At 68.5% G+C, this 20,351-nt stretch carries 17 protein-coding genes; 9 read left to right on the top strand and 8 right to left on the bottom strand.

Annotation, left to right across the window (positions count from 1 at the left end):
- Positions 1–5 precede the first annotated feature (5 nt).
- Positions 6–752 (bottom strand): DUF899 domain-containing protein, encoded by a 747-nt coding sequence (locus tag J3R73_RS02830; protein WP_307422183.1) that lies wholly within the window; start codon positions 750–752, stop codon positions 6–8.
- Between the two features lie 64 nt (positions 753–816).
- Here J3R73_RS02830 and J3R73_RS02825 point away from each other — a divergent pair, with 64 nt between their 5' ends.
- The 4 genes from J3R73_RS02825 to msrA all read left to right on the top strand — a co-directional run bounded on the left by J3R73_RS02825 (position 817) and on the right by msrA (position 5,371).
- Positions 817–1,263 (top strand): MarR family winged helix-turn-helix transcriptional regulator, encoded by a 447-nt coding sequence (locus tag J3R73_RS02825; RefSeq protein WP_307422181.1) that lies wholly within the window; start codon positions 817–819, stop codon positions 1,261–1,263.
- A 188-nt stretch (positions 1,264–1,451) separates the two neighbouring features.
- Positions 1,452–3,074, top strand: coding sequence for a GMC family oxidoreductase (locus J3R73_RS02820; RefSeq protein WP_307422179.1), 1,623 nt, complete (start codon positions 1,452–1,454; stop codon positions 3,072–3,074).
- A gap of 65 nt (positions 3,075–3,139) precedes the next feature.
- Positions 3,140–4,510: a glutamine synthetase family protein gene (locus J3R73_RS02815; RefSeq protein WP_307422177.1), complete on the top strand. Its 1,371-nt coding sequence runs from the start codon at positions 3,140–3,142 to the stop codon at positions 4,508–4,510.
- A 147-nt stretch (positions 4,511–4,657) separates the two neighbouring features.
- Positions 4,658–5,371: a peptide-methionine (S)-S-oxide reductase MsrA gene (msrA, locus tag J3R73_RS02810; protein ID WP_307422175.1), complete on the top strand. Its 714-nt coding sequence runs from the start codon at positions 4,658–4,660 to the stop codon at positions 5,369–5,371.
- 63 nt (positions 5,372–5,434) lie between these two features.
- Here the strand turns inward: msrA and J3R73_RS02805 are convergent, their stop codons facing one another.
- The 6 genes from J3R73_RS02805 to J3R73_RS02780 all read right to left on the bottom strand — a co-directional run bounded on the left by J3R73_RS02805 (position 5,435) and on the right by J3R73_RS02780 (position 10,189).
- A complete protein-coding gene (locus J3R73_RS02805) occupies positions 5,435–5,929 on the bottom strand; it encodes an RES family NAD+ phosphorylase (protein ID WP_307422174.1) in 495 nt (164 codons plus the stop codon).
- Complete coding sequence (locus J3R73_RS02800; protein ID WP_307422173.1) at positions 5,926–6,354, bottom strand: antitoxin Xre-like helix-turn-helix domain-containing protein; 429 nt, start codon at positions 6,352–6,354, stop codon at positions 5,926–5,928. Before J3R73_RS02800 ends, J3R73_RS02805 begins: the two co-directional genes overlap by 4 nt.
- A gap of 53 nt (positions 6,355–6,407) precedes the next feature.
- Positions 6,408–6,875 carry a GNAT family N-acetyltransferase gene (locus J3R73_RS02795; protein WP_307422172.1) on the bottom strand — a complete coding sequence of 156 codons (468 nt, stop codon included), beginning with the start codon at positions 6,873–6,875 and terminating at the stop codon, positions 6,408–6,410.
- The gene (locus J3R73_RS02790; RefSeq protein ID WP_307437044.1) at positions 6,872–7,540 is read right to left on the bottom strand and encodes a GNAT family N-acetyltransferase; all 669 of its coding nucleotides are present in this window, start codon (positions 7,538–7,540) and stop codon (positions 6,872–6,874) included. Before J3R73_RS02790 ends, J3R73_RS02795 begins: the two co-directional genes overlap by 4 nt.
- Before the next feature lie 27 nt (positions 7,541–7,567).
- Positions 7,568–8,263, bottom strand: a complete 696-nt coding sequence (locus J3R73_RS02785; protein WP_307422170.1) for a DUF2865 domain-containing protein — start codon at positions 8,261–8,263, stop codon at positions 7,568–7,570.
- Between the two features lie 120 nt (positions 8,264–8,383).
- Positions 8,384–10,189, bottom strand: a complete 1,806-nt coding sequence (locus J3R73_RS02780) for an IlvD/Edd family dehydratase (RefSeq protein WP_307422169.1) — start codon at positions 10,187–10,189, stop codon at positions 8,384–8,386.
- Positions 10,190–10,486: 297 nt separating this feature from the next.
- On the opposite strand from J3R73_RS02780, the gene J3R73_RS02775 reads away from it, so the two are divergent.
- From J3R73_RS02775 to J3R73_RS02755, 5 genes are all read left to right on the top strand, one after another.
- On the top strand, positions 10,487–11,674 hold the full coding sequence (locus J3R73_RS02775) for a pyridoxal phosphate-dependent aminotransferase (RefSeq protein ID WP_307422167.1): 1,188 nt from the start codon (positions 10,487–10,489) through the stop codon (positions 11,672–11,674).
- Positions 11,671–12,585, top strand: coding sequence for a sugar kinase (locus tag J3R73_RS02770; RefSeq protein ID WP_307422165.1), 915 nt, complete (start codon positions 11,671–11,673; stop codon positions 12,583–12,585). The genes J3R73_RS02775 and J3R73_RS02770 overlap by 4 nt, the downstream gene beginning before the upstream one ends.
- Before the next feature lie 476 nt (positions 12,586–13,061).
- A complete protein-coding gene (mprF, locus tag J3R73_RS02765) occupies positions 13,062–15,752 on the top strand; it encodes a bifunctional lysylphosphatidylglycerol flippase/synthetase MprF (protein WP_307422163.1) in 2,691 nt (896 codons plus the stop codon).
- A complete protein-coding gene (locus tag J3R73_RS02760; protein ID WP_307422161.1) occupies positions 15,752–17,101 on the top strand; it encodes a virulence factor family protein in 1,350 nt (449 codons plus the stop codon). The genes mprF and J3R73_RS02760 overlap by 1 nt, the downstream gene beginning before the upstream one ends.
- 117 nt (positions 17,102–17,218) lie before the next feature.
- The gene (locus J3R73_RS02755; RefSeq protein ID WP_307422160.1) at positions 17,219–18,748 is read left to right on the top strand and encodes a bifunctional metallophosphatase/5'-nucleotidase; all 1,530 of its coding nucleotides are present in this window, start codon (positions 17,219–17,221) and stop codon (positions 18,746–18,748) included.
- Positions 18,749–18,765: 17 nt separating this feature from the next.
- Here J3R73_RS02755 and J3R73_RS02750 read toward each other — a convergent pair whose 3' ends face one another.
- Positions 18,766–20,091: an AcvB/VirJ family lysyl-phosphatidylglycerol hydrolase gene (locus J3R73_RS02750; RefSeq protein WP_307422158.1), complete on the bottom strand. Its 1,326-nt coding sequence runs from the start codon at positions 20,089–20,091 to the stop codon at positions 18,766–18,768.
- Positions 20,092–20,351: the final 260 nt, after the last annotated feature.

Raw genomic sequence — 20,351 nt, 5'->3', positions numbered from 1 at the left:
ATGCGTCAGGCCTCGGCCGGCCCGCCGCAACAGGTCTGCGCATGCGGCGCGGCCTCGTATTCGTCGTGCCGGCGGACGAAATCCAGGGTGGTGGTTTCGTTGCGACCCTTGGGGGCGCGGTCGAGGATCATCAGGGCGCCGATCAACTCCTCCGGACCCCGCGCATAGCTCGAATAGGTGTGGAAGACGCCGCCGTCCTCGTCCCTGGCGAAGGCGCTGAGGCCGGGCAGCTCGTCATTGGCCTCGCCGGCCGGGATTTGCCGAAAATTGTAGGACACGCTGTCCTGCCCGAGCGCCTCCTCGGAGAAGGAGACGTGATAGTCGAAGTTGAAATCGCTGCCGAAGGAGGAAACCCAGGGAAAGCGCCACCCCATCCGCGCCTTGAAGGCCTCGATCCTGGCGAGCGGCGCACGCGACACCACGACCAGCCGGACATCGTGATGTTCGAGATGCGGCAGGGCGCCGTCGAGATGGTCGGCCAGGAAGGAGCACCCGGGGCAGCCTGCCTTCCAGTCCGGGCCGAACATGAAGTGATAGACGACGAGCTGGCTAAGTCCGCCGAACAGCTCGGCGAGCGTAAGGCGGCCTTCCGGCGCATCGAACGCATAGGCCTTGTCGACCTCGACCCATGGCAGCGCGCGCCGTTCGGCATTGAGCCTGTCGCGCGCCCTCGTCGCCTCCTTTTCCCGGACCAGGAGCGCCCTCCTCGCCTCGAGCCATTCCTCCCGCGATACGACCGGATTGTTCTGCATGTCGTTCTCCATGACAGCGCCGGACTTTCTTGACAGGATAGGTTGATATCAACATCATCGCGCGATGTCAAAACCCTTGTCGGTGCCCTTCGAGACGACGCTGCTGGTCCGCGATACCTGCCTGTGCCTCCATGTGCAGCGGGCGGCGCGCCGGCTGGCGCGGCGTTTCGACGAGGCGCTGCGTCCCGTCGGCCTCACCAACAACCAGTTCTCGCTGATGATGGCGCTGAACCGGCCGAGTCCCCCCACCATGGCGCCGGTGGCGGCGCTGCTGGCGATGGACCGCACCACGCTCACCGCCGCGCTCAAGCCGCTGGAACGGCGGGGCCTGGTGGAGATCGGCACCGATCCGGCGGACCGGCGCTCGCGGCTCCTCGCCCTCACGCCGGCGGGGCGGAGCCTTCTCGCCGCCGCCGTGCCGATCTGGCAGAGCACCCATGCCGAGGTCGAGGCCCGCCTGCCCGGCGCCGATGCCGACCAGCTGCGCCGGGACCTCGCCGCGCTGGGGTGAAGCCTCGGGGAACGAGGTCCGGCCGCTCCCGCCTCCTGCGCTTGCCACCACCATGGCGCGCAGGCCGCCGCAGCGGCACTTTTTCGAAACAGGTTGCCCCGCGGCGTTCTTCATGGTCGAACGCGTATCGGGACCTCCCCGCGATCCGCCGGGTCGCAGGCGGGGATCCGCGGCCGGGAGCGCGTGCGATGGAAGCCCCTTCATCCGAGGACGTCTATGACTACATCGTCGTCGGCGCGGGATCGGCGGGGTCGGTGCTCGCCAACCGGCTGTCGGCCGATCCCTCCAGCCGGGTTCTCGTGATCGAGGCGGGCGGCCGCGACGACTGGATCTGGTTCCACATCCCCGTCGGCTATCTCTTCGCCATCGGCAATCCGCGCGCCGACTGGTGCTTCAGGACCGTCGCCGAGGCCGGGCTCGGCGGCCGGACCCTCGCCTATCCGCGCGGCAAGGTGATCGGCGGCTCCTCCGCGATCAACGCCATGATCTATATGCGCGGCCAGGCGGCCGATTACGATCACTGGCGCCAGCTCGGCCTCGAGGGCTGGGGATGGAACGACGTCCTGCCGCTGTTCAAGAAGCATGAGGACCATTATCTCGGGCCGTCGGAATTCCATGCCGCCGGCGGCGAGTGGCGCGTCGAGCCCCCGCGCATCGCCTGGGAGGTGCTCGACCGCTACCGCGACGCCGCCGCGCAATGCGGCATCCGCAAGATCGACGATTTCAACCGCGGCGACAATGAGGGTTCCTCCTATTTCCAGGTCAACCAGAAGCGGGGCGTGCGCTGGTCCGCGGCACGCGGCTTCCTGAAGCCCGCGCTCGGCCGCCGGAACCTGAAGCTCGAGACCGGCTGCCTGGTCGACAAGCTCCTCATCGAGGAGAACCGCGCCGTCGGCGTGCAATGGATCCAGGGCGGCGTGACACGCAGGGCCTCGGCGCGGCGCGAGGTCGTCCTCGCCTCCGGCTCGATCGGCAGCGTACAGGTCCTCCAGCGCTCGGGCATCGGGGCGGGCGAAACCCTGTCCACCCTCGGCATCCCGGTGATCGCCGACCGCCCCGGCGTCGGTGCCAATCTGCAGGACCACCTGCAGCTGCGGACGATCTACAAGGTCTCGGGCGTGCGCACCCTCAACGAGACCTATGCCAATCTGCTGCGCCGCGGCTGGATGGGCATCGACTATGCCCTGCGGCGGCGCGGACCGATGACGATGGCGCCGTCCCAGCTCGGCATCTTCGCGCGCTCCTCGCCGGAGGTCGAACGGGCCGACCTCGAATTCCATGTCCAGCCTTTGTCGCTCGACAAGTTCGGCGATCCCCTCCATCCCTATCCGGCGATCACCGCGAGCATCTGCAACCTGCGCCCGGAAAGCCGCGGCCATGTCCGCATCACCTCGGCCGATCCCGCCGCCCCGCCCGAGATCGCCCCCTGCTATCTGACGGCGGAGAACGACCGCCTCGTCGCCGCCCGCGCCATCCGCCTGGTGCGCAGGGTGACGGCGGCGCCCGCCTTCGCCAGGTTCCGGCCGGAGGAGGTGCTGCCCGGCCCCGCCATCGGCGACGGCGACGAAGATCTGGCGCGCGCCGCCGGCGCCATCGGCACCACCATCTTCCACCCCGTCGGCACGGCGAGGATGGGGCTGGCCTCCGATGCCATGGCGGTCGTCGACCAGCGCCTGCGCCTGTTCGGCATCGCCGGCCTGCGCGTCGCCGACGCCTCCGTCATGCCCGCCATCACCTCGGGCAACACCAATTCGCCGACGATCATGATCGCCGAGAAGGCCGCCGGCATGATCCTCGCCGACAATCGCTGAGTCTGCCGCCGGGCCTTGACGGCGCTGCCGCGCTCGCGTTCTGTGGCGCCTCACCGAGAGCCATCATGCCAGCAGACGCCCGCCCGCCCCGCCATCCCGAACTCGCCGCCTTTCTCGCCGCCCATCCGGACACCCGCTTCATCGAGGCCTTCACGCCCGATCTCACCGGCTACGGCTTTGGCAAGCGCCTGCCGATCGACGACGCCGATGCGCTCTACCGCAGCGGCATGGGCTTTTCGGCGGCGCCCTATGTGCTCGACGCCCGCCATGACGGCTACGGGTCCGGCGGCATCGGCTGGGACGACGGCGATCCGGACGCCACCGGCTCGCCCATTCCCGGCACGCTGAAGCCGATGCCCTGGGCCGCCGTCCCCACGGCGCAGGTCATGCTCGACGTCGTCTTTTCCGCCAGCGGCGAACCGCTATGGACCGATCCGCGCCACCTCCTCAGGGGCGTCGTCGCCCGCCTGGAGGCCGACGGCCTGTTCCCGACCGTCGCCTGCGAGTTCGAGTTCTTCCTGACCGACGGCGCGCGCGAGGCCGATGGGCGCATCCGCCCGCCGGTGCTCCGGCGCACCGGCCGCCCGCTCGGGCCGCCCACCAACCTCTCCGTCCTCACGCTGGAGGAAGTCGCCCAATGGTCGGCCCGGCTCGACGAGGCCGCCCGCAGCCAGGACGTGCCGCTCGGCAGCCTCATCGCGGAAATGGGCATCGGCCAGTTCGAGACCAACCTCGCCCACCAGGACGACGCCGTGCGGGCGGGCGACCATGCCGTCCTGCTCAAGCGGCTCGTGCGCGGCACGGCGCGGGCGGAGGGGTGGGACGCCACCTTCATGGCCAAGCCCTATGCGGACCAGACCGGGTCCGGCCTCCATGTCCATCTCAGCCTGCGCGACGCGGACGGGCGCAACGTCTTCGCCGATCCCGAGGGCGGAGAAACCCTGCTCCGCCATGCCGTGGCGGGCATGCAGAAGCTGATGGCCGAATCGCTCGCCCTCTTCGCGCCGAACCACAATTCCTTCCGCCGCTTCGGCGGCCTGTTCGCGCCGGTCAACCGCCGCTGGGGCGAGGACAACCGCACCGTCGCCCTGCGCATCCCCACCGACAAGGGAGCCGGGCGGCGCATCGAGCACCGCGTCGCCGGCGCGGACGCCAATCCCTATCTCGTCCTCGCCGCGATCCTGGCCTCGGCCCATCACGGCATCACCCGCAAGCTCGAGCCCGACGCGCCGGTGGTCGGCCGGCATGCCGGCTTCAAGCGGGACCGCGGCCTTCCCGCCGACGTCTTCGAGGCCTCGCGCCGGCTCGCCTCGGCGCCGGTGCTGAAGGAGTACCTGCCCAAGCGCTACCTGGAGACCTACGCCCATCTCATCCACGGCCAGCACGAGGCGCTGCTCTCCGAACTCACGCCGCGGGAATACGACTTCTTCTTCTGACGCCCGCGCTCGGAAAGGCGATGGACGTCCGTCAGGGCGCAGCACCCCTCGCCCGGCCTCCCGTCGTCACATTCCGGTGAGCGTGAAATTTTCGGCGAGAGGATACGTATACGCCGATATGACGTCGAAATCCGGCAGGAGCGCCCCATGACGAAGCCTCGCGCAACGCAGATCCGCACTATTCTGATCACCGGCCTCCTCTTCTCGGCGGCCGCGGCCCTCCGGCTGTCGCCCTCGCAGGCTGAGGAGGCGCCGCATGTCGTGCCCGCGCCCCAGGCCGACGAAACCGCACAGGCGGGCGGCCCTGAGGTGGCGGTGCTCGCCGGCGGCTGCTTCTGGGGCGTCCAGGGCGTCTTCCAGCATGTGAAGGGCGTCACCAGCGCCGTTTCCGGCTATGCGGGCGGCGACAGGCAGCATGCGCAATACGAGATCGTCTCCACCGGCACCACGGGCCATGCCGAGTCCGTGCGCGTCACCTTCGATCCCAGGCAGGTCAGCTACGGCAAGATCCTGCAGATCTATTTCTCCGTCGCCCATGATCCGACCGAGCTCAACCGGCAGGGACCGGACAGCGGCACGCAATACCGTTCGCAGATCTTCACCACCACGCCCGAACAGGCCCGCATCGCCGCGGCCTATGTCAGGCAGCTCGACGGCGCCCATGCCTTCGCGGCGCCGATCGTCACCCGCATCGGCACGCTGAAGGGCTTCTATCCGGCGGAAGCCTATCACCAGGACTTCCTGACCCTGCATCCGGACTATCCCTATATCGCCATCAACGACATCCCCAAGGTCGAGGCGCTGCAGAGCCTGTTCCCGGCTCTCTATCGCCCGGATCCGGTGCTCGTCGCAGCGAAGTAGCCTCGCAGGCGGCTTGGACCCTCGTGTCCCGATCCTTCGGGCATGGCCGCCTCGAACAGGTCCTCAGCTTCGTGGCGGCGGCCCGAACAGCCGCCGGTCCCAGAACACCGGCTCGTGCAGAGTTTTTTCGATATGAGGAAATTCGGGATGGGCGGGATTGATGAGGACATTCCTTTCAGGCCGCGCCACCACGCTCGGCACGATCAGGATGAGACTGCGCTTCTCCAGGCACCATCTCTCGCCGAACGTCCGGCTCACCGTGGCCGGCATGCTGTCCCATTCCGGCAGGGTCGGGGGTGAAAAGACCTCGTAGCCCAGCCCGGGCGGTACGGCGATGGTGATGAAGTGCTGGTTGGGCGGCAAGCGGCCACTGCCGTGAACCAGCTTTTCGAGGAGCGCCGTGGCATAATGCGCGCTCGCATAGATCACGGCGCTTCCGGCGGTGTTCCATCGCCCCGGGGCGATCGTCGATCCGGTCGCATCGAAGATCGCAAAGCGACCGGCGGGATCGCCGATCCGAAAGCAGGTCAGACTGCGATCGAGGATCTGGGCGGTCAAGCCGCCGTTCCGTATTTCACCCGTTCGAGGATATCGGCCACCAGCTCGGCCCCGAACTCGCTCTGGATGACGACATCGATCGGGCGCTTGTCCTCGATCATCGCATGGGGCCGGAAAAGAAAGTCCCGCGCCTCGTCGTCGCTTTGCCAGACATCGCGCGCCAGGCCCCAGACACGCGCCACCCGGGCCAGCCTCGAACCTTCGTCGGAGGACAGTCTATGCGTGCTCTTGCGGCGCTCATAGGTCGCCTTGGGCACGAGGCGGTATTTGAACTGAGCATCCCCGGGCGCCAGCAGCCGGGCCACCCGATCGAGTGCACCGACCGGCAGCCCCTCCTCGATCTCGATGATCAAGGCGAAGGCCGAACGTACGGGATCCCGAGCAGGCAGGCCGAGGATATCAGCGACGTCGGTGAAGGCGAGCATCTTTCTCTCTCAGCATCATTTGAGACATTATATAGCCTCGAATGATACTCCCATCAAGCTCGCACGGCACGGCGGAAATGCACGACGCGCCGATCGGGGCGCTCCTCGATGCGCTCGACGGCATAGCCCCGGCGCCGGTACCAGGCGACGTTCTCGGTGAAGCGTTCGTTGGTGTAGAGCCTGACCTCCGGCAGGCCGGCCTCGGCGGCGCGGGCTTCGGCGAAATCGAGCAGCGCCGAGCCGAGCCCTGCACCCTTGCGCTCCGGCGCCACCGCGATGCTCCAGATCAGGAGATGGTCGGGTTTCGGGTCGAGGATGAGCGCGGCATCGAGCTTTTGCGAAGGTCCGGCGAGCCAGATCTCCGTCGTCGCGAAGACGGCGGCGAAATCGGCATCGTAGGGCTGCAGGCTCATGCCGATCCGCGCCCTGAGATCGGCATAGGCCGCGCGCTGCAACGCCGCCAGCGCCGGAACGTCGCCCGCCTCGGCACGCCGCAGCGGCAGAGCCGGGTCGTCCGTCACGGCGCGGCGAAATGCAGCTTGCTGCGCTGCCGGCCGTCCGCGTCGAAATTGGCCGGGTCGAGCCAGGCCTCGTAGCCCGCCTTCAGCCTCGGCCAGTCGGCGTCGATCATCGCGAACCAGGCGGTGTCGCGATTCTCGCCCTTGGCGACCATGTGCTGGCGGAACACGCCCTCGAAGGTGAAGCCGAAGCGTTCGGCCGCGCGCTTGGAGGGCTCGTTGAGGGCGTTGCACTTCCACTCGAAGCGGCGGTAGCCCAGCGTCTCGAAGACGTGGCGGGCAAACAGATAGAGCGTCTCGGTGGCCACGCGGCTGCGCGCGATCGCCGGTCCCCACAGGATGCTGCCGATCTCGATGACGCCGTGCACGGGATCGATCCGCATCAGGGCCTGGCGCCCCTCCGCGCGGCCCGTCCGCTTGTCGATCGTCGCGAAAAACAGGGGATCATTGCCCGAAGCGGCCTTTTCGAGCCAGGCCGTGAACGCCTCGCGGCTGGCGGGCGCCGCCTCGAAGAGATAGCGGAAGCGGCTCTCGGCCCCCTCCTCGACCGCGGAGGCGAACAGGTCGTCGCCATGGCGGGCCGCATCGAGCGGCTCCAGCCGCGCATAGCGGCCCTCGAGCACCACCCGCTCGGGGCGGGGCACGCCGTTCCACTCGGAAAGAGACATGCCAAAGGACATGGGCGAATTCCAGATTTACTGCGGGGTGGCGATGCGCTGCTCGAGCGACAGGACTTCCTGCCGCACGACGCCGGGAAGCGATTTGGACGAAGCGACGGATGTGAAGTCGCTGTCGGGATGCGGCGTGGCAGTATCGCCGCGGAAGACCTTCAGCCCGTCCGGCATCACCACGATGTCGCCGTTGCGCAGCGTCGGGTCGAGCGAGATCGGGATCTGCGGCAGGCCGCGCGGCGTCGCCTGGCAGGTGCAGGCGGGATTGTCGCCGTTGCGGAAGGCATAGGCCGAGGGCAGCGACGTATAGACGTTGCCGTCCTTGTCCACCGCGCTCTCGATCGCCGGCTTGGTGTTGCCGTTGCTGCCGCTGTTCTGCACCGTCGCGGTGTAGAGCACCGTCTGGCCGCCGGTGCAGGAGGATTCGCACATCGAGGCCTGCATGTCCTCGTCGCGCGGCGAGCGGATGAAGCCCGTGGCGAAGTAATAGCCGTCGCAGGTGCGCACGCAATAGCCGCGCTCGCGGGCCGCGCTGACCACGGGAGCCGGCGCAGGGCGATATTGCGGCTGGGGCCGGGGCTGGATCGGCGCCGGCGCGACCTCGGGCTGGCGCGGCGGTCCGAACAGGAAGTCGAGCAGTCCTGCCTCGGCGCCGCCTGCCGCGATGCCGGCCAGAAGCAGCCCGGCGGTGACGGAAGCGAGCAGACGAGCGACAGCCATGGCAACATCCCGAGAGGCACGTGAGGACAGGCCGGAGGCGCCTTCGCCATCCCCCGGCCGAGCCCGTCTATGCCGCCATCCCGACGAAATCATGTCGAGACGGCATCTCCCGATGCAGCCTCAGTGATTGTCCCGGGGCACGCCATAGGTCTGGGCGACCTTCTGATACTTGACCGCGGGCTTGAGCACCATCCCCTGGCCGAGCTGATCCACCATGGAACGCTGGATCTCCTGCCACGGCGTCTGGCTCGCCGGGAAGTGGAAGCCGCCCTCGGCTGCCAGTTCGGCACGGCGCCGGGCGAGTTCCTCGTCGGAGATCAGGATGTTGGCTTCGCCCTTGTCGAGGTTGATCCGCACCATGTCACCCGTCTTGAGGATGGCGAGGCCGCCGCCGGCCGCCGCCTCCGGCGAGGCGTTGAGGATGGAGGGCGAGCCCGACGTGCCGGACTGCCGGCCGTCGCCGATGCAGGGAAGCGCGGTGATGCCGCGCTTGATCAGGGCGGCGGGCGGCTGCATGTTGACGACTTCCGCCGCGCCGGGATAGCCGATCGGGCCGGCGCCGCGGATGAACAGCATGCAATGCTCGTCGATGTCGAGGGAAGGATCCTCGATGCGGTGGTGATAGTCCTCCGGCCCCTCGAACACGATGGCGCGCCCTTCGAAGGCGTTGGGGTTGGCGGGATCGGACAGATAGCGGTCGCGGAATTCCTTGGAGATCACGCTCGTCTTCATGATCGCGGAATCGAACAGGTTGCCGTGCAGCACGATGAAGCCGGCATCGTGCACGAGCGGATTGTCGAAGCTGCGGATGACGTCGGGAAGCTCGATCTTGGCGTTGCGGCAATTGTCGCCGATCGACTTGCCGTTCACCGTCAGCGCGTTCTCATGGATGAGGTTGTGCCTCATCAGCTCGGCCACCACCGCCGGCACGCCGCCGGCATGCTGGTAGTCCTCGCCGAGATATTCGCCGGCCGGCTGCATGTTGACCAGCAGCGGCACCTTGTGGCCGATCGTCTGCCAGTCGCGCACGTCGAGCGGCACGCCGATATGGCGGGCGATGGCGTTGATGTGGATGGGCGCGTTGGTCGAGCCGCCGATGGCCGAATTCACCACGATGACGTTCTCGAAAGCTTCCCGCGTCATGATGTCGGAGGGCTTCACATCATCCCAGACCAGCTGCACCGCGCGCTTGCCGGTCTCGTAGGCCATCTGCTGGCGCTCGCGATAGGGCGCGGGAATGGCAGCCGAACCCGGCAGCTGCATGCCGAGCGCCTCGGCCAGCGAGTTCATCGTCGAGGCCGTGCCCATGGTGTTGCAGAAGCCGGTGGACGGGGCAGACGAGGCCACGATGTCCATGAAGCCGTCATAGTCGATCTCGCCGGTGGCGAGCTGCTGGCGGGCCGCCCACACCACGGTGCCGGAACCCGTGCGCTCGCCGTGCCACCAGCCGTTGAGCATGGGGCCGACCGAGAGCGCGATCGCCGGGATGTTGACGGTCGCCGCCGCCATCAGGCAGGCCGGCGTGGTCTTGTCGCAGCCGATGGTGAGCACGACGCCGTCGAGCGGATAGCCGTAGAGCAGTTCGACGAGGCCGAGATAAGCGAGGTTGCGGTCGAGCGCCGCGCCCGGCCGCTTGCCGGTCTCCTGGATGGGATGGACGGGGAATTCCATCGCGATGCCGCCGGCTTCGCGGATGCCTTCGCGCACGCGCTCGGCGAGGACGAGATGGTGCCGGTTGCACGGCGACAGGTCCGATCCCGTCTGCGCGATGCCGATGATCGGCTTGCCCGACTGCAGCTCCTTGCGCGTCAATCCGAAATTCAGATAGCGCTCCATGTAGAGTGCGGTCATGCCCGGATTTTCCGGATTGTTGAACCAGGCCTGAGACCGCAATTTGCGATTTTCGCCACCCGTCGATCCAGCCATCTGCGGCCTCCCTGTCTCCGTTTGCCGCACCCCGCAGACGGGCGGGACCGGCATATTCGTCTTTCACGCCGATGGGCGTAGCACTATTGTCAGACCATTCGCAACGACAAAGCGATACCTCCCAAAGCGGTTCGCGCTTGGGCGGTTCATGCTTTCCATGGCACATGGGATCGTCCGATCCGGAGCGCCCTGCCGAGCCCCCGGGAGAGAGCATCGATGCTTTGACCGCATCCCCTCTCGAACCCTATATGTCGACATCGACCATAGAAGACTCACGGCCCAACGGAAATGCTCAAAATGCCTCACCTGGTTCCAGCCTTTTCCCGCATCGGCGAGGAAAACGCCTTCGCCGTGCTCGCCCGCGCCACCGACCTCGCGCGCCAGGGACGGGACATCATCAATCTGGGCATCGGCCAGCCGGACTTCCTGACGCCGCCCCATATCGTCGAGGCGGCGGTGAAGGCCCTGCGGGACGGCCATCACGGCTATACGCCGGCAACCGGCATCCTGCCTCTGCGCGAGGCGGTGGCGGCCGATGTCGAGAAGCGCATCGGCGTGCCGGTCTCGCCGGACGAGGTGATCGTCGTGCCCGGCGGCAAGGTGACCATGTTCATGGCGATCCTGATGTTCGGCGAGCCCGGGGCCGAGATCCTCTACCCCGATCCCGGCTTTCCCATCTATCGCTCGATGATCGAGTTCACCGGCGCCACGCCGATACCGGTGCCGATCCGCGAGGAGAACGGCTTCGCCTTCTCGGCGGCGGAGACGCTGTCGCTGATCACGCCGCGCACCCGGCTCCTCATCCTCAACTCCCCGGCCAATCCGACCGGCGGCATCACCCCCCGGGCCGAGATCGACGCCCTCGTGGCCGGCCTCGCCGACCATCCCGAGGTGGCGATCCTTTCCGACGAGATCTACAGCCAGATGAGCTATGACGGGCTCGAGCACGTCTCGCTGCTGACCTATCCCTCCATCCGCGACCGCCTGATCCTGCTCGACGGCTGGTCCAAGACCTATGCCATGACGGGATGGCGCATGGGCTATGCGCTCTGGCCCAAGCCCTGGGGCGACGCGGCGCGCAAGCTCGCCGTCAACTCCTATTCCTGCGTCAACGCCAGCGCGCAATGGGCAGGGCTCGCCGCGCTCACCGGCCCGCAGGACGCGGTCCACGCCATGGTCGCCGAATTCGACCGCCGGCGCCGGATCGTCGTCGACGGGCTGAACGCCCTGCCGGGGGTTTCCTCGATCACGCCGAAAGGCGCCTTCTACGCCTTCCCCAACATCCGGCAGACCGGATGGAAGGCCAAGCCGCTGGCCTCGGCCCTGCTCGAGGAGGCGGGCGTCGCCACCATCGGCGGGCCGGATTTCGGCGTCCACGGCGAGGGCTATATCCGCCTCTCCTACGCCAATTCGGCGGAGAACATCCGCCGTGCCCTCGCGCGCATGGGCGATTTCCTCAGCGCGAATCCGGGCCCGCGTCCATGACCGACCTCGTCGCCATCGGCGAATGCATGGTGGAACTGTCGCGCCAGCCGTCCGGCGGGATGGCGCTCGGCTATGGCGGCGACACCTTCAACACCGCCGTCTATGCGGCGCGCCTCGGCCTCGACACCGGTTATGGCACCGCGCTCGGAGACGATCCCTATTCGCAGGCGATCTTCGACCTCGCGGCGGCCGAGCGGGTCGGCATGGCGGGGGTGCCGCGCCTGCCCGGGCGGGTCCCCGGCCTCTACGCCATCGAGACCGACGCCAAGGGCGAGCGCCGCTTCTATTATTGGCGCGACAGCGCACCCGCCCGCAGCCTGTTCGAGCTTCCCGACACCGCCGCCCTCGTCGAGCGCATCGAGGGGGCGGCCTGCGTCTATTTCTCCGGCATCACCCTGTCGCTCTACAGCGAGCCCGGGCTCGGGCGCTTCAGGGAAATCCTGCAGGCGGCCCGCGCGCGCGGGGCGAGGATCGCCTTCGACGGCAATTTCCGCCCGCGCGGATGGGCCGGCGACACGGCGCGCGCCAGGCGGGTCTTCGGCGGCTTCCTCGGGCTGGTCGACATCGTGCTGCCGACCTTCGACGACGAGCAGGCGCTGTGGGGCGACGCCTCCCCGCAGGCGACGCTGGCGCGCCTTGCGAGCCACGGCATCGGCGAGATCGTCGTCAAGGACGGCATCAACGGCGCCGTCCTCCAGGCGCAAGGCACGGCCGGCATCGTCCCGGTTCCCGTGGCCGTCACGCCCGTCGATACCACCGCGGCGGGCGACAGTTTCAACGCCGGCTACCTCGCCGGGCGCCTCAGGGAACGGCCCGCCGCCGAGGCCGCCCTGCTCGGCCATCGCCTCGCCGCCCGCGTGATCGGCCACCGGGGCGCGATCATCCCGCCGGAGGCGATGGCCGATCTGTGAGCCGGCGGGGACGGGCGGCAGGCCCGGATTACCAACAATTCATGTCGATGCCGCGGGAATGCCATGTTCCCGCAGCATGGAGGCTGTATCGAGGCGATCGGGGGCATATCAGCGCTTTGCCGCCGCCATCCGGCGGCGTGGCGGATATGCGGGTGACGGCGGGCTCGCTTGCGATTGTTCCCGCCGGCGCGGCGGGGCGGCTTGAACGGCGGCTGTTCGCTTGCTAGTGGTTCCCTGTTCGGCAAGCGGTTCGTCGGGACCGTTCGGATCATGTCGCCGATGGTCGAGGTCGAATCCCGTCCGGGCAGCCCCCACATGGCCGAAGCCATGGTTGATTTTGCTTTCGGGAGCGAAATCAAGGCTGGTCGATCGTCGTGAACGGAAGCGGGCCGATAGGTTCGCCTTGGGGCAATCTGGAAAGCGCTGATGCAATCTTCCGGCCGGAAGACATGTGCGCCGAGGAGCGAGGCTGACTCATGGTGGGTGTCGTGGGCTCTCTCGATCGCGCCGTAAGCCGCGACGAGCATGCCGGCGCGATCGTGCCGCCGGCCGACGGCGCCGCGGCCGGTGGCGAGGGCGGGGCTCCCGCGCCCGGCTCCTGGTTCGGGCGGGTGGACTGGAGCAAGGCCGGGCTCGTCGTCGGCCTGATGCTCTTCGTCGTCGCCTCGCTGGTCCTCTACGACATGCTCGAGGATCTGACCTGGGCCGAAGTCTCCGACGCCCTGTCCCGCATCGCCTGGCACCAGGTGATCCTGGCCTTCGGCGCGACGGCGCTCTCCTATACCGCGCTGATCGGCTATGACCTGCTGGCGCTGCGGCATGTCGGCGCCAGGCAGGTGCCGCTCGCGGCGGTCGCCTTCACCTCCTTCGTCAGCCAGGCCTTCACCTTCACGCTCGGCTTCGGCGTCCTGACCGGCGGCGCCGTGCGCTGGCGCATCTACCAGGGCTACGGCCTCAAGCCCGGCCAGATCCTCGGCGTCGGCGCCCTCACCACCCTCACCTTCTGGCTCGGCATCGCCTCGGTGGCGGCCGCCTGCCTCCTGTTCCAGCCGAGCGCGCTGGCGCCGATCGACGACCTTCCCCCCAGCCTCAACCTCCTCGTCGGCATCGCCGTGCTGGCGGGCGTCGCCGCGTGGATGGTGATCGCCGCCATCCGCCCGCGGGTGGCGACCTTCGGCGACTGGACCATGCCGCTGCCGGGGCCGCAGGCGACGCTCGGCGCCATCCTGGTCGGCCTGCTCGACACCTGCGCCGCCGCCGCCGCGCTTTGGCTCATCCTGCCGGCCGGGCCGGACGCCGGCTTCCTCAGCTTCCTCATCGTGTTCGCCGTAGCGACCGTGCTCGGCGTCATCAGCCATGTGCCGGGCGGCGTCGGCATCTTCGAGGCGACGCTGCTGCTCGCCCAGCCGCAGATCCCGCGCGCCGACATGGTCGGCTCCCTGCTGCTCTTCCGCCTCGTCTATTATGCCGTTCCCTTCGCCATCGCCTGCCTGATGCTCGGCCTCTACGAAGCGCGCCAGCGCCGCCAGGCCGTCGGCCGCGCGGCGCAGGCGGTGCAGTCGATCGCCCGGCCGCTGGCGCCGCGCGTCGCCGGCATCGCCGTCTTCATCGGCGGCGTCATCCTGCTGATCTCGGGTGCGACGCCGGCCGAGCAGTACCGCCTGGTGATCCTGCACCGCCTGGTGCCGCTGCCCTTCGTCGAGACCTCGCATTTCGCCGCCAGCGTCACCGGCTTCGTGCTGCTGATCGTCGCCTACGGCCTCATCCGCCGCATGGCCAATGCCTGGCGCATGGCGGTGCTGCTGCTCACCGCCGCCGCGGTGTTCTCGCTGCTCAAGGGCCTCGATTTCGAGGAAGCCATCGTCTGCAGCGTCGTCGCCGCCTTCCTGGTGTTCTACAAGGACGAATTCTACCGGCAGGCCGACCTGTTCTCGGTGCGCCCCTCCTTCGAGTGGGTCGTCGCCTGCATCGTCGCCGTCGGGGCCTCGATCTGGCTCGGCTTCTTCGTCTCGCGCAACATCGAATACCAGAACATGCTGTGGTGGGACTTCGCCTACCGCGAAGACGTGCCGCGCTTCATGCGGGCGACGCTCGGCATCGTCGTCGCCGCCGTCGGCATCGCCGCCTACATCATGATGAATCGCAGCCGGGTGGCGTTCGATCCGGCGACACCCGAGGAAATGCAGGCGCTGATCCCGCTGATCGAATCCTCCACCCGCTCGGACGCGCATCTGGCCTTGCTCGGCGACAAGCGCTTCCTGCTCTCGGCCGGCGGCAAGGGCTTCACCATGTATGCGGTGCAGGGCCGAAGCTGGGTGGCGATGGGCGATCCGGTGGCGCCGGAGGAGGAGATCGACGGGCTCGTGTGGCGCTTCAAGGAACTCGTCGACCGCCATGGCGGCACCGCCGTGTTCTACCAGGTCACCACCGGCCATCTCCCCACCTATCTCGACGCCGGCTTCTCGCTCGCCAAGCTCGGCGAGGAGGCCTGGGTCGACCTCGCCAAGTTCACGCTGGAGGGCAGCGAGGGCCGCCGCCTGCGCCAGGCCAAGGCCAAGGCGGAGCGGTCGGGCGCCACCTTCGACATCGTGCCCGCCGCCGGGGTACCGGCGATCCTCGGCGAGCTCGAGGCCGTCTCCGACGCCTGGCTCAACGAGAAGGGCAAGAAAGAGAAGGGCTTCTCGCTCGGCTTCTGGTCGCCCGACTATGTCAGGCGCTACGATCAGGCGGTGATTCGCCAGAACGGCCACATCGTCGCCTTCGCCAATATCTGGCGCGGGTCCGACAAGAAGGAATATACCGTCGACCTCATGCGCTACCTTCCCGACGGTCCGGCCGGCATGATGGACCTGCTCTTCATCGGCCTTCTCGCCCAGGCCAAGAGCGAGGGCTATCGCTGGTTCAATCTCGGCATGGCCCCGCTGTCGGGCCTGCCGCACCACCGCCTCGCCTCGATGTGGAGCCGGATCGGCGCCTTCGTCTACCGGCGCGGCGACCGCTTCTACAATTTCGAAGGCCTGCGCGCCTACAAGGACAAGTTCAAACCGGAGTGGCGACCTAAATATCTCGCATTTCCCGGTGGACTGGCCCTCCCGCAAATTCTAATGGACGTAACCGGCTTGATTGCATCGAGCCCGAGACGAGCTTTGTCCGAGGAGAATAGTTGATGCGTCGCATCGCATTGTTCTGCGTTGCCATGCTGGCTCTTGTGACGACCGCAGCGGCGGCGCCACGCGAAATCCAGGTTCAGGAAGAAATCCTCGGCAAGGCTACCGTTCTGGCGCCTCAGGACGAACCCACCAAATTCGTCGCGCTGCTGTCCGACACGGATGGCCTGTCGCCGGCCTTCCGGGCCGTGGCCGAGAAGCTGGTGGCGCAGGGCAGCGCCGTGCTGCTCGTCGACTCGCAGGCCTTCATCGCCGCCCTCGCCAAGGGCGACGAGGAAGACTGCCACTATGCCTTCGGCGACATCGAGGACGCCTCGCGCGAGGCGCAGCGCCAATTGGGCATGCAGACCTGGCGCTGGCCGGTGCTGCTCGGCCTCGGCACGCTCGGCGGCACATTCGCCTATCTGAACATCGCCCAGGCGCCCGAGAACACGGCGGCCGGCGCGGTCAGTACCGGCTTCACCACTCAGATGGCCTCGAAGCTGAAGATCTGCGAAGGCGCGGCCAGCGACAAGGTTTCGGACGGATTGTGGGCCTACAAGCCGTTCTCCGACATTCCCGGCCGCTGGACCTATGTCGGTGCCGCGGCGCCGGATGCGGTGACGCAGTCCTTCATCTCCGCCAGCAAGAGCGCCGCCTCCATCGTCGCGCCCGGCGGCGGTGATGCGGTCGTCGATGCCGCCGTCAAGGCGGCGCTGGAGATGGGCGCGCCGCCCAATGAGGAACTCGGCGACCTGCCCTTGGTCGAACTGCCGACGGTCGGCCCGCCGGCGGGCCTCGCCATCTTCCTGTCCGGCGACGGCGGCTGGCGCGACATCGACAAATCGATCGGCGAAATCCTGCAGAAGGAGGGTGTCGCCGTCGTCGGCGTCGATTCCCTGCGCTATTTCTGGAGCACCAAGCAGCCGGAGGTCATCGCCGCCGACCTCACCCGCATCATCGCCTACTACACCAAATTGTGGGGGGCCAAGCGTGTCGGCGTGATCGGCTATTCCCTCGGCGCGGACGTCATTCCCTTCACCTGGCAGAAATTGTCGCCGCAGACCCGCAACAAGATCAACCTGCTGGCCCTGGTGGGGCTCGAACCGACGGCGGATTTCGAGATATCGGTGTCCGGCTGGCTCGGTGTCGCCTCCTCCTCCGACGTCGACCTCAAGCCCTATCTGCCGAGCCTGCCGCCCGAGAAGACGATGTGCTTCTACGGCATCGACGAGGTCGCGGACCAGGAGACGGCCTGCGTCTTCCCGGAGATGAAGAACGCGACCCTGGTGGAACGGCCGGGCGGCCATCATTTCGACGGCAATTACGAGCCGGTGGCCCGCATGATCCTGGAGCGGATGAAGAAGTGACCGCCGCGCCGCCGCGCGCGAGCCATCCTCTCCCGCCCGCTCCCCGCTGCCCCCTTCCCGGAGACCCCGCCCGGGCGTGACAAAGCTGCGCCGACGAGATCGGCGATGGAGCCGCCGATGTCGAACGTCTCACGCCGCCAGACCCTCGGCCTCGGGCTCGCCGCGGGCTTCTCCGTCACCCTGCTGTCGGGAGGACGGGAGGCGCAGGCCGCGCCGGCGCCCGGCACCACGTTTTCGCTGCTGCTGGTCAACGACATCTACAAGGCCGGCGACACCGATGGGCGAGGCGGCTTTCCCAAGCTCGCCGCCGTGGTGAAGGCCGAGCGGGCCCGCGGCGTGCCGATGCTGTTCTGCCACGCCGGCGACAGTTTCTCGCCGTCGCTGATGTCGGGCTTCGACCGGGGCGAGCACATCGTCCGCCTCACCAACATGATGCGGCCGGACGTGTTCGTGCCCGGCAACCATGAATTCGACTTCGGCAAGGACGTCTTCCTCCAGCGCATGGCGCAGGCGGATTTTCCCTTCCAGGCCGCCAATCTGCGCCAGGCCGACGGCTCGCCCCTGCCCGGCATCGCGGCCAGCCGCATCGTGCCGCTGGGCGGCGTCAAGGTCGGCGTGGTCGGCCTCGCCCTCGCCGCCACCCCGCATATGTCGCAGAGCGGCGATCTCGTCTTCCGGCCGGAACTCGCCACCCTTCGGGACGAGGTGCAGGGCCTGCGGCAGGCGGGCGCCGAATTCCTCGTCTGCGTCGCCCATACCGACCGGGCGACCGACAACGAGATCGTGCGCTCCCGCCTCGTCGACGTGCTGCTCTCGGGCCACGACCACGACCTCGCCATCGGCTATGACGGCCGCACCGTCATGGTCGAATCGAGCGAGGAGGGAAACTACGTCACCGCCGTCGACTTCACGGTCTCGGTCCAGGGCGCGGACCGCCGGCTGAGCTGGCGGCCCAGCTTCCGGGTGCATGACTCCACCGCCGTGACGCCCGATCCCGACATGCAGGCCGTGGTCGACGGGCTGGAGGCGGAGCTGTCGCACCAGCTCGACGTCGAACTCGGCACCACCGCCGTCGAACTCGACAGCCGCACCGCCAGCATACGCTCGCAGGAAACCGCGATGGGCGATCTCGTCGCCGACGCCATCCGGGTCTCCACCGGCGCCGACTGCGCCATCGTCAACGGCGGCGCCATCCGCGCCAACCGGCTCTATCCGCCCGGCAGCCGGCTCACGCGGCGGGACATCCTGTCGGAGCTGCCCTTCGGCAACACCACCGTGCTGGTCGAGCTGAGCGGCAGCGAGCTCGAGGCCGCGCTCGAAAACGGCCTGTCGCAGATCGAGCACCATGCGGGACGCTTTCCGCAGGTCTCCGGCATCGCCCTCGTTGCCGATCCCCGGGCGCCCGCCGGCCACCGCCTCCTCTCGGTCGACATCGGCGGCCGGCCCCTCGATCCCGCAGGGCGCTACAAGGTCGGCTCCAACAATTTCATGCTTGCGGGCGGCGACGGCTATGCGAGCCTCGCCGCCGGCCGCGTGCTGGTCGGCGCCACCGACGGCAGGCTGCTCGCCAACGAGGTGATGGCCTATGTGCGCGGGAAGGCCACCGTCACCACCGGCATCGAAGGCCGGATCGTCCTGAAGCCGTGAGGCCTCGCCAGGCGGGCCTACTGCCTGGCCACGGCGGCATGGCCCGGCGGCGGAGCCAGCCGGCGCGGCGCGGGGGAGGCCGAGAGCAGCGGCGCCACGATGATGTCGGCGAGCCTTTCGGTGTCGCCGTCGAAGCCGTGGCCGCCCGCCTGCGGCACGATGGCGAAATCCGGCCGCGCCGCGGCGAGAGCGGGACAGGCCATCGCCGCCATCCTGTCGTCCTTGCCGTAGATGCACTGCACGTTCGGCGCGTCGATGCGGGCGGCTTCGGGCAGCAGCGGGGTCTCGTTGGGATAGTCGTCGTCGCTGAGCTCGATGCGCATGTCGGTCACCGGCGCGATCGACAGCAGCGAGACCACCGCGACGATGCGCTTGGTGCTCGCCGGCAGGCGGTTATAGACCAGCGGCAGCGCATCGCCGCCGAAGGAATAGCCGACCAGCGCGATCCGCTCCACCGGCCAGGTGGCGCGGAAATGCCGGATCACCCGTCGCAGGTCGGTCGCGACGTCGCGGGGATCCCGCTTGGCCCAGAAATAGCGGCGCGAGTCGATCGTCACCACGCCGATGCCGCGCTCGGCCAGGGCGGCGGCGAGATCGCGGTTGAGCGGCCCCATGCCGCCGTCGCCGGTCAGCACGACGGCGAGGCGGCGCGGGGGCTGCGCCGGCTCGGAGACATAGAGCGGGAGGTCGGCGAGATCGCCCGGCCCGTGCGGCCCGGCATCCCTGCCCAGCGCCTCGGCCGCATCGCTCGCCGCATCGTCGTCGCCGTCCTCGATCTCGCGCAGCGCCTGGAGGCCGGAGGTCGCCGCCGCGCCGGCATCGGCGCTGACCAGCGCCTTCGCATCGACGGCGCAGGCCGATACCGCGTCCGGCGTCATCTGCCGCGAATGCAGGGCGATCACCCCGGCGAGCCGGTGCGCCTTCGCCTCCAGCGCCAGGGCCCGGGCCGCGTCGCTGCCGAGGCCGGCGCCGGCGAGCACCGGCGTGATATAGGGCGCGATGTCCTGCTCGCGCTCGACATGCAGGGTGACGTTCTCGACCCGCAGGGCAAGTTCGGTGCAGCTCATCGCCCGGCCCAGGCTGGTATAGTGCCGCCCGGCCGGCCAATTGAGGCCGATGACGAGATCGCCGCGATGCTGGAACTCCACCGCGAGCGTGCTCTCCTCCCGTCCGAAGCCGTCGGCATCCGACAGGAGGACGATGACGCTCTTGGGCTTTGCGAAGGGCTTGAACAGCCGGACATCGCCGAAGACCGGATCGATCGCCTTGGAAGGCCCGGCCTGCACCGCCGAAAACGGCATCATCGCGATCACGAACGCCGACAGGATCCCGAACGAACGCATTGGCCACCTGATGCCGCGGACGAGCGCCAGACCAGAGGAATTCGTCTTGGGGCCGCGGTCTCCCCTCAACCTAGGTAGCGATTGTTGCGAAGTCGAGGCCGCCGGGCGCGGCCCTCATCACTTCGGATTGAAGGAAAGCCGCATTCGCGTGATCGGGATAGTTCATATTCCCGATGCCGCTCGCGGCTTTGCTTAGCCAGGATCGCCTTCCCGCATGGCCCGACTTCCTGCACCACTCTCGCTTTCTCGCCAATCTCGGT

The organism is Labrys monachus (genome assembly GCF_030814655.1).
In the GTDB taxonomy this organism is placed as follows: domain Bacteria; phylum Pseudomonadota; class Alphaproteobacteria; order Rhizobiales; family Labraceae; genus Labrys; species Labrys monacha.
The sequence above is the reverse complement of the archived record's forward strand: the minus strand, read 5'-3'. Positions and strand labels throughout refer to the sequence as shown.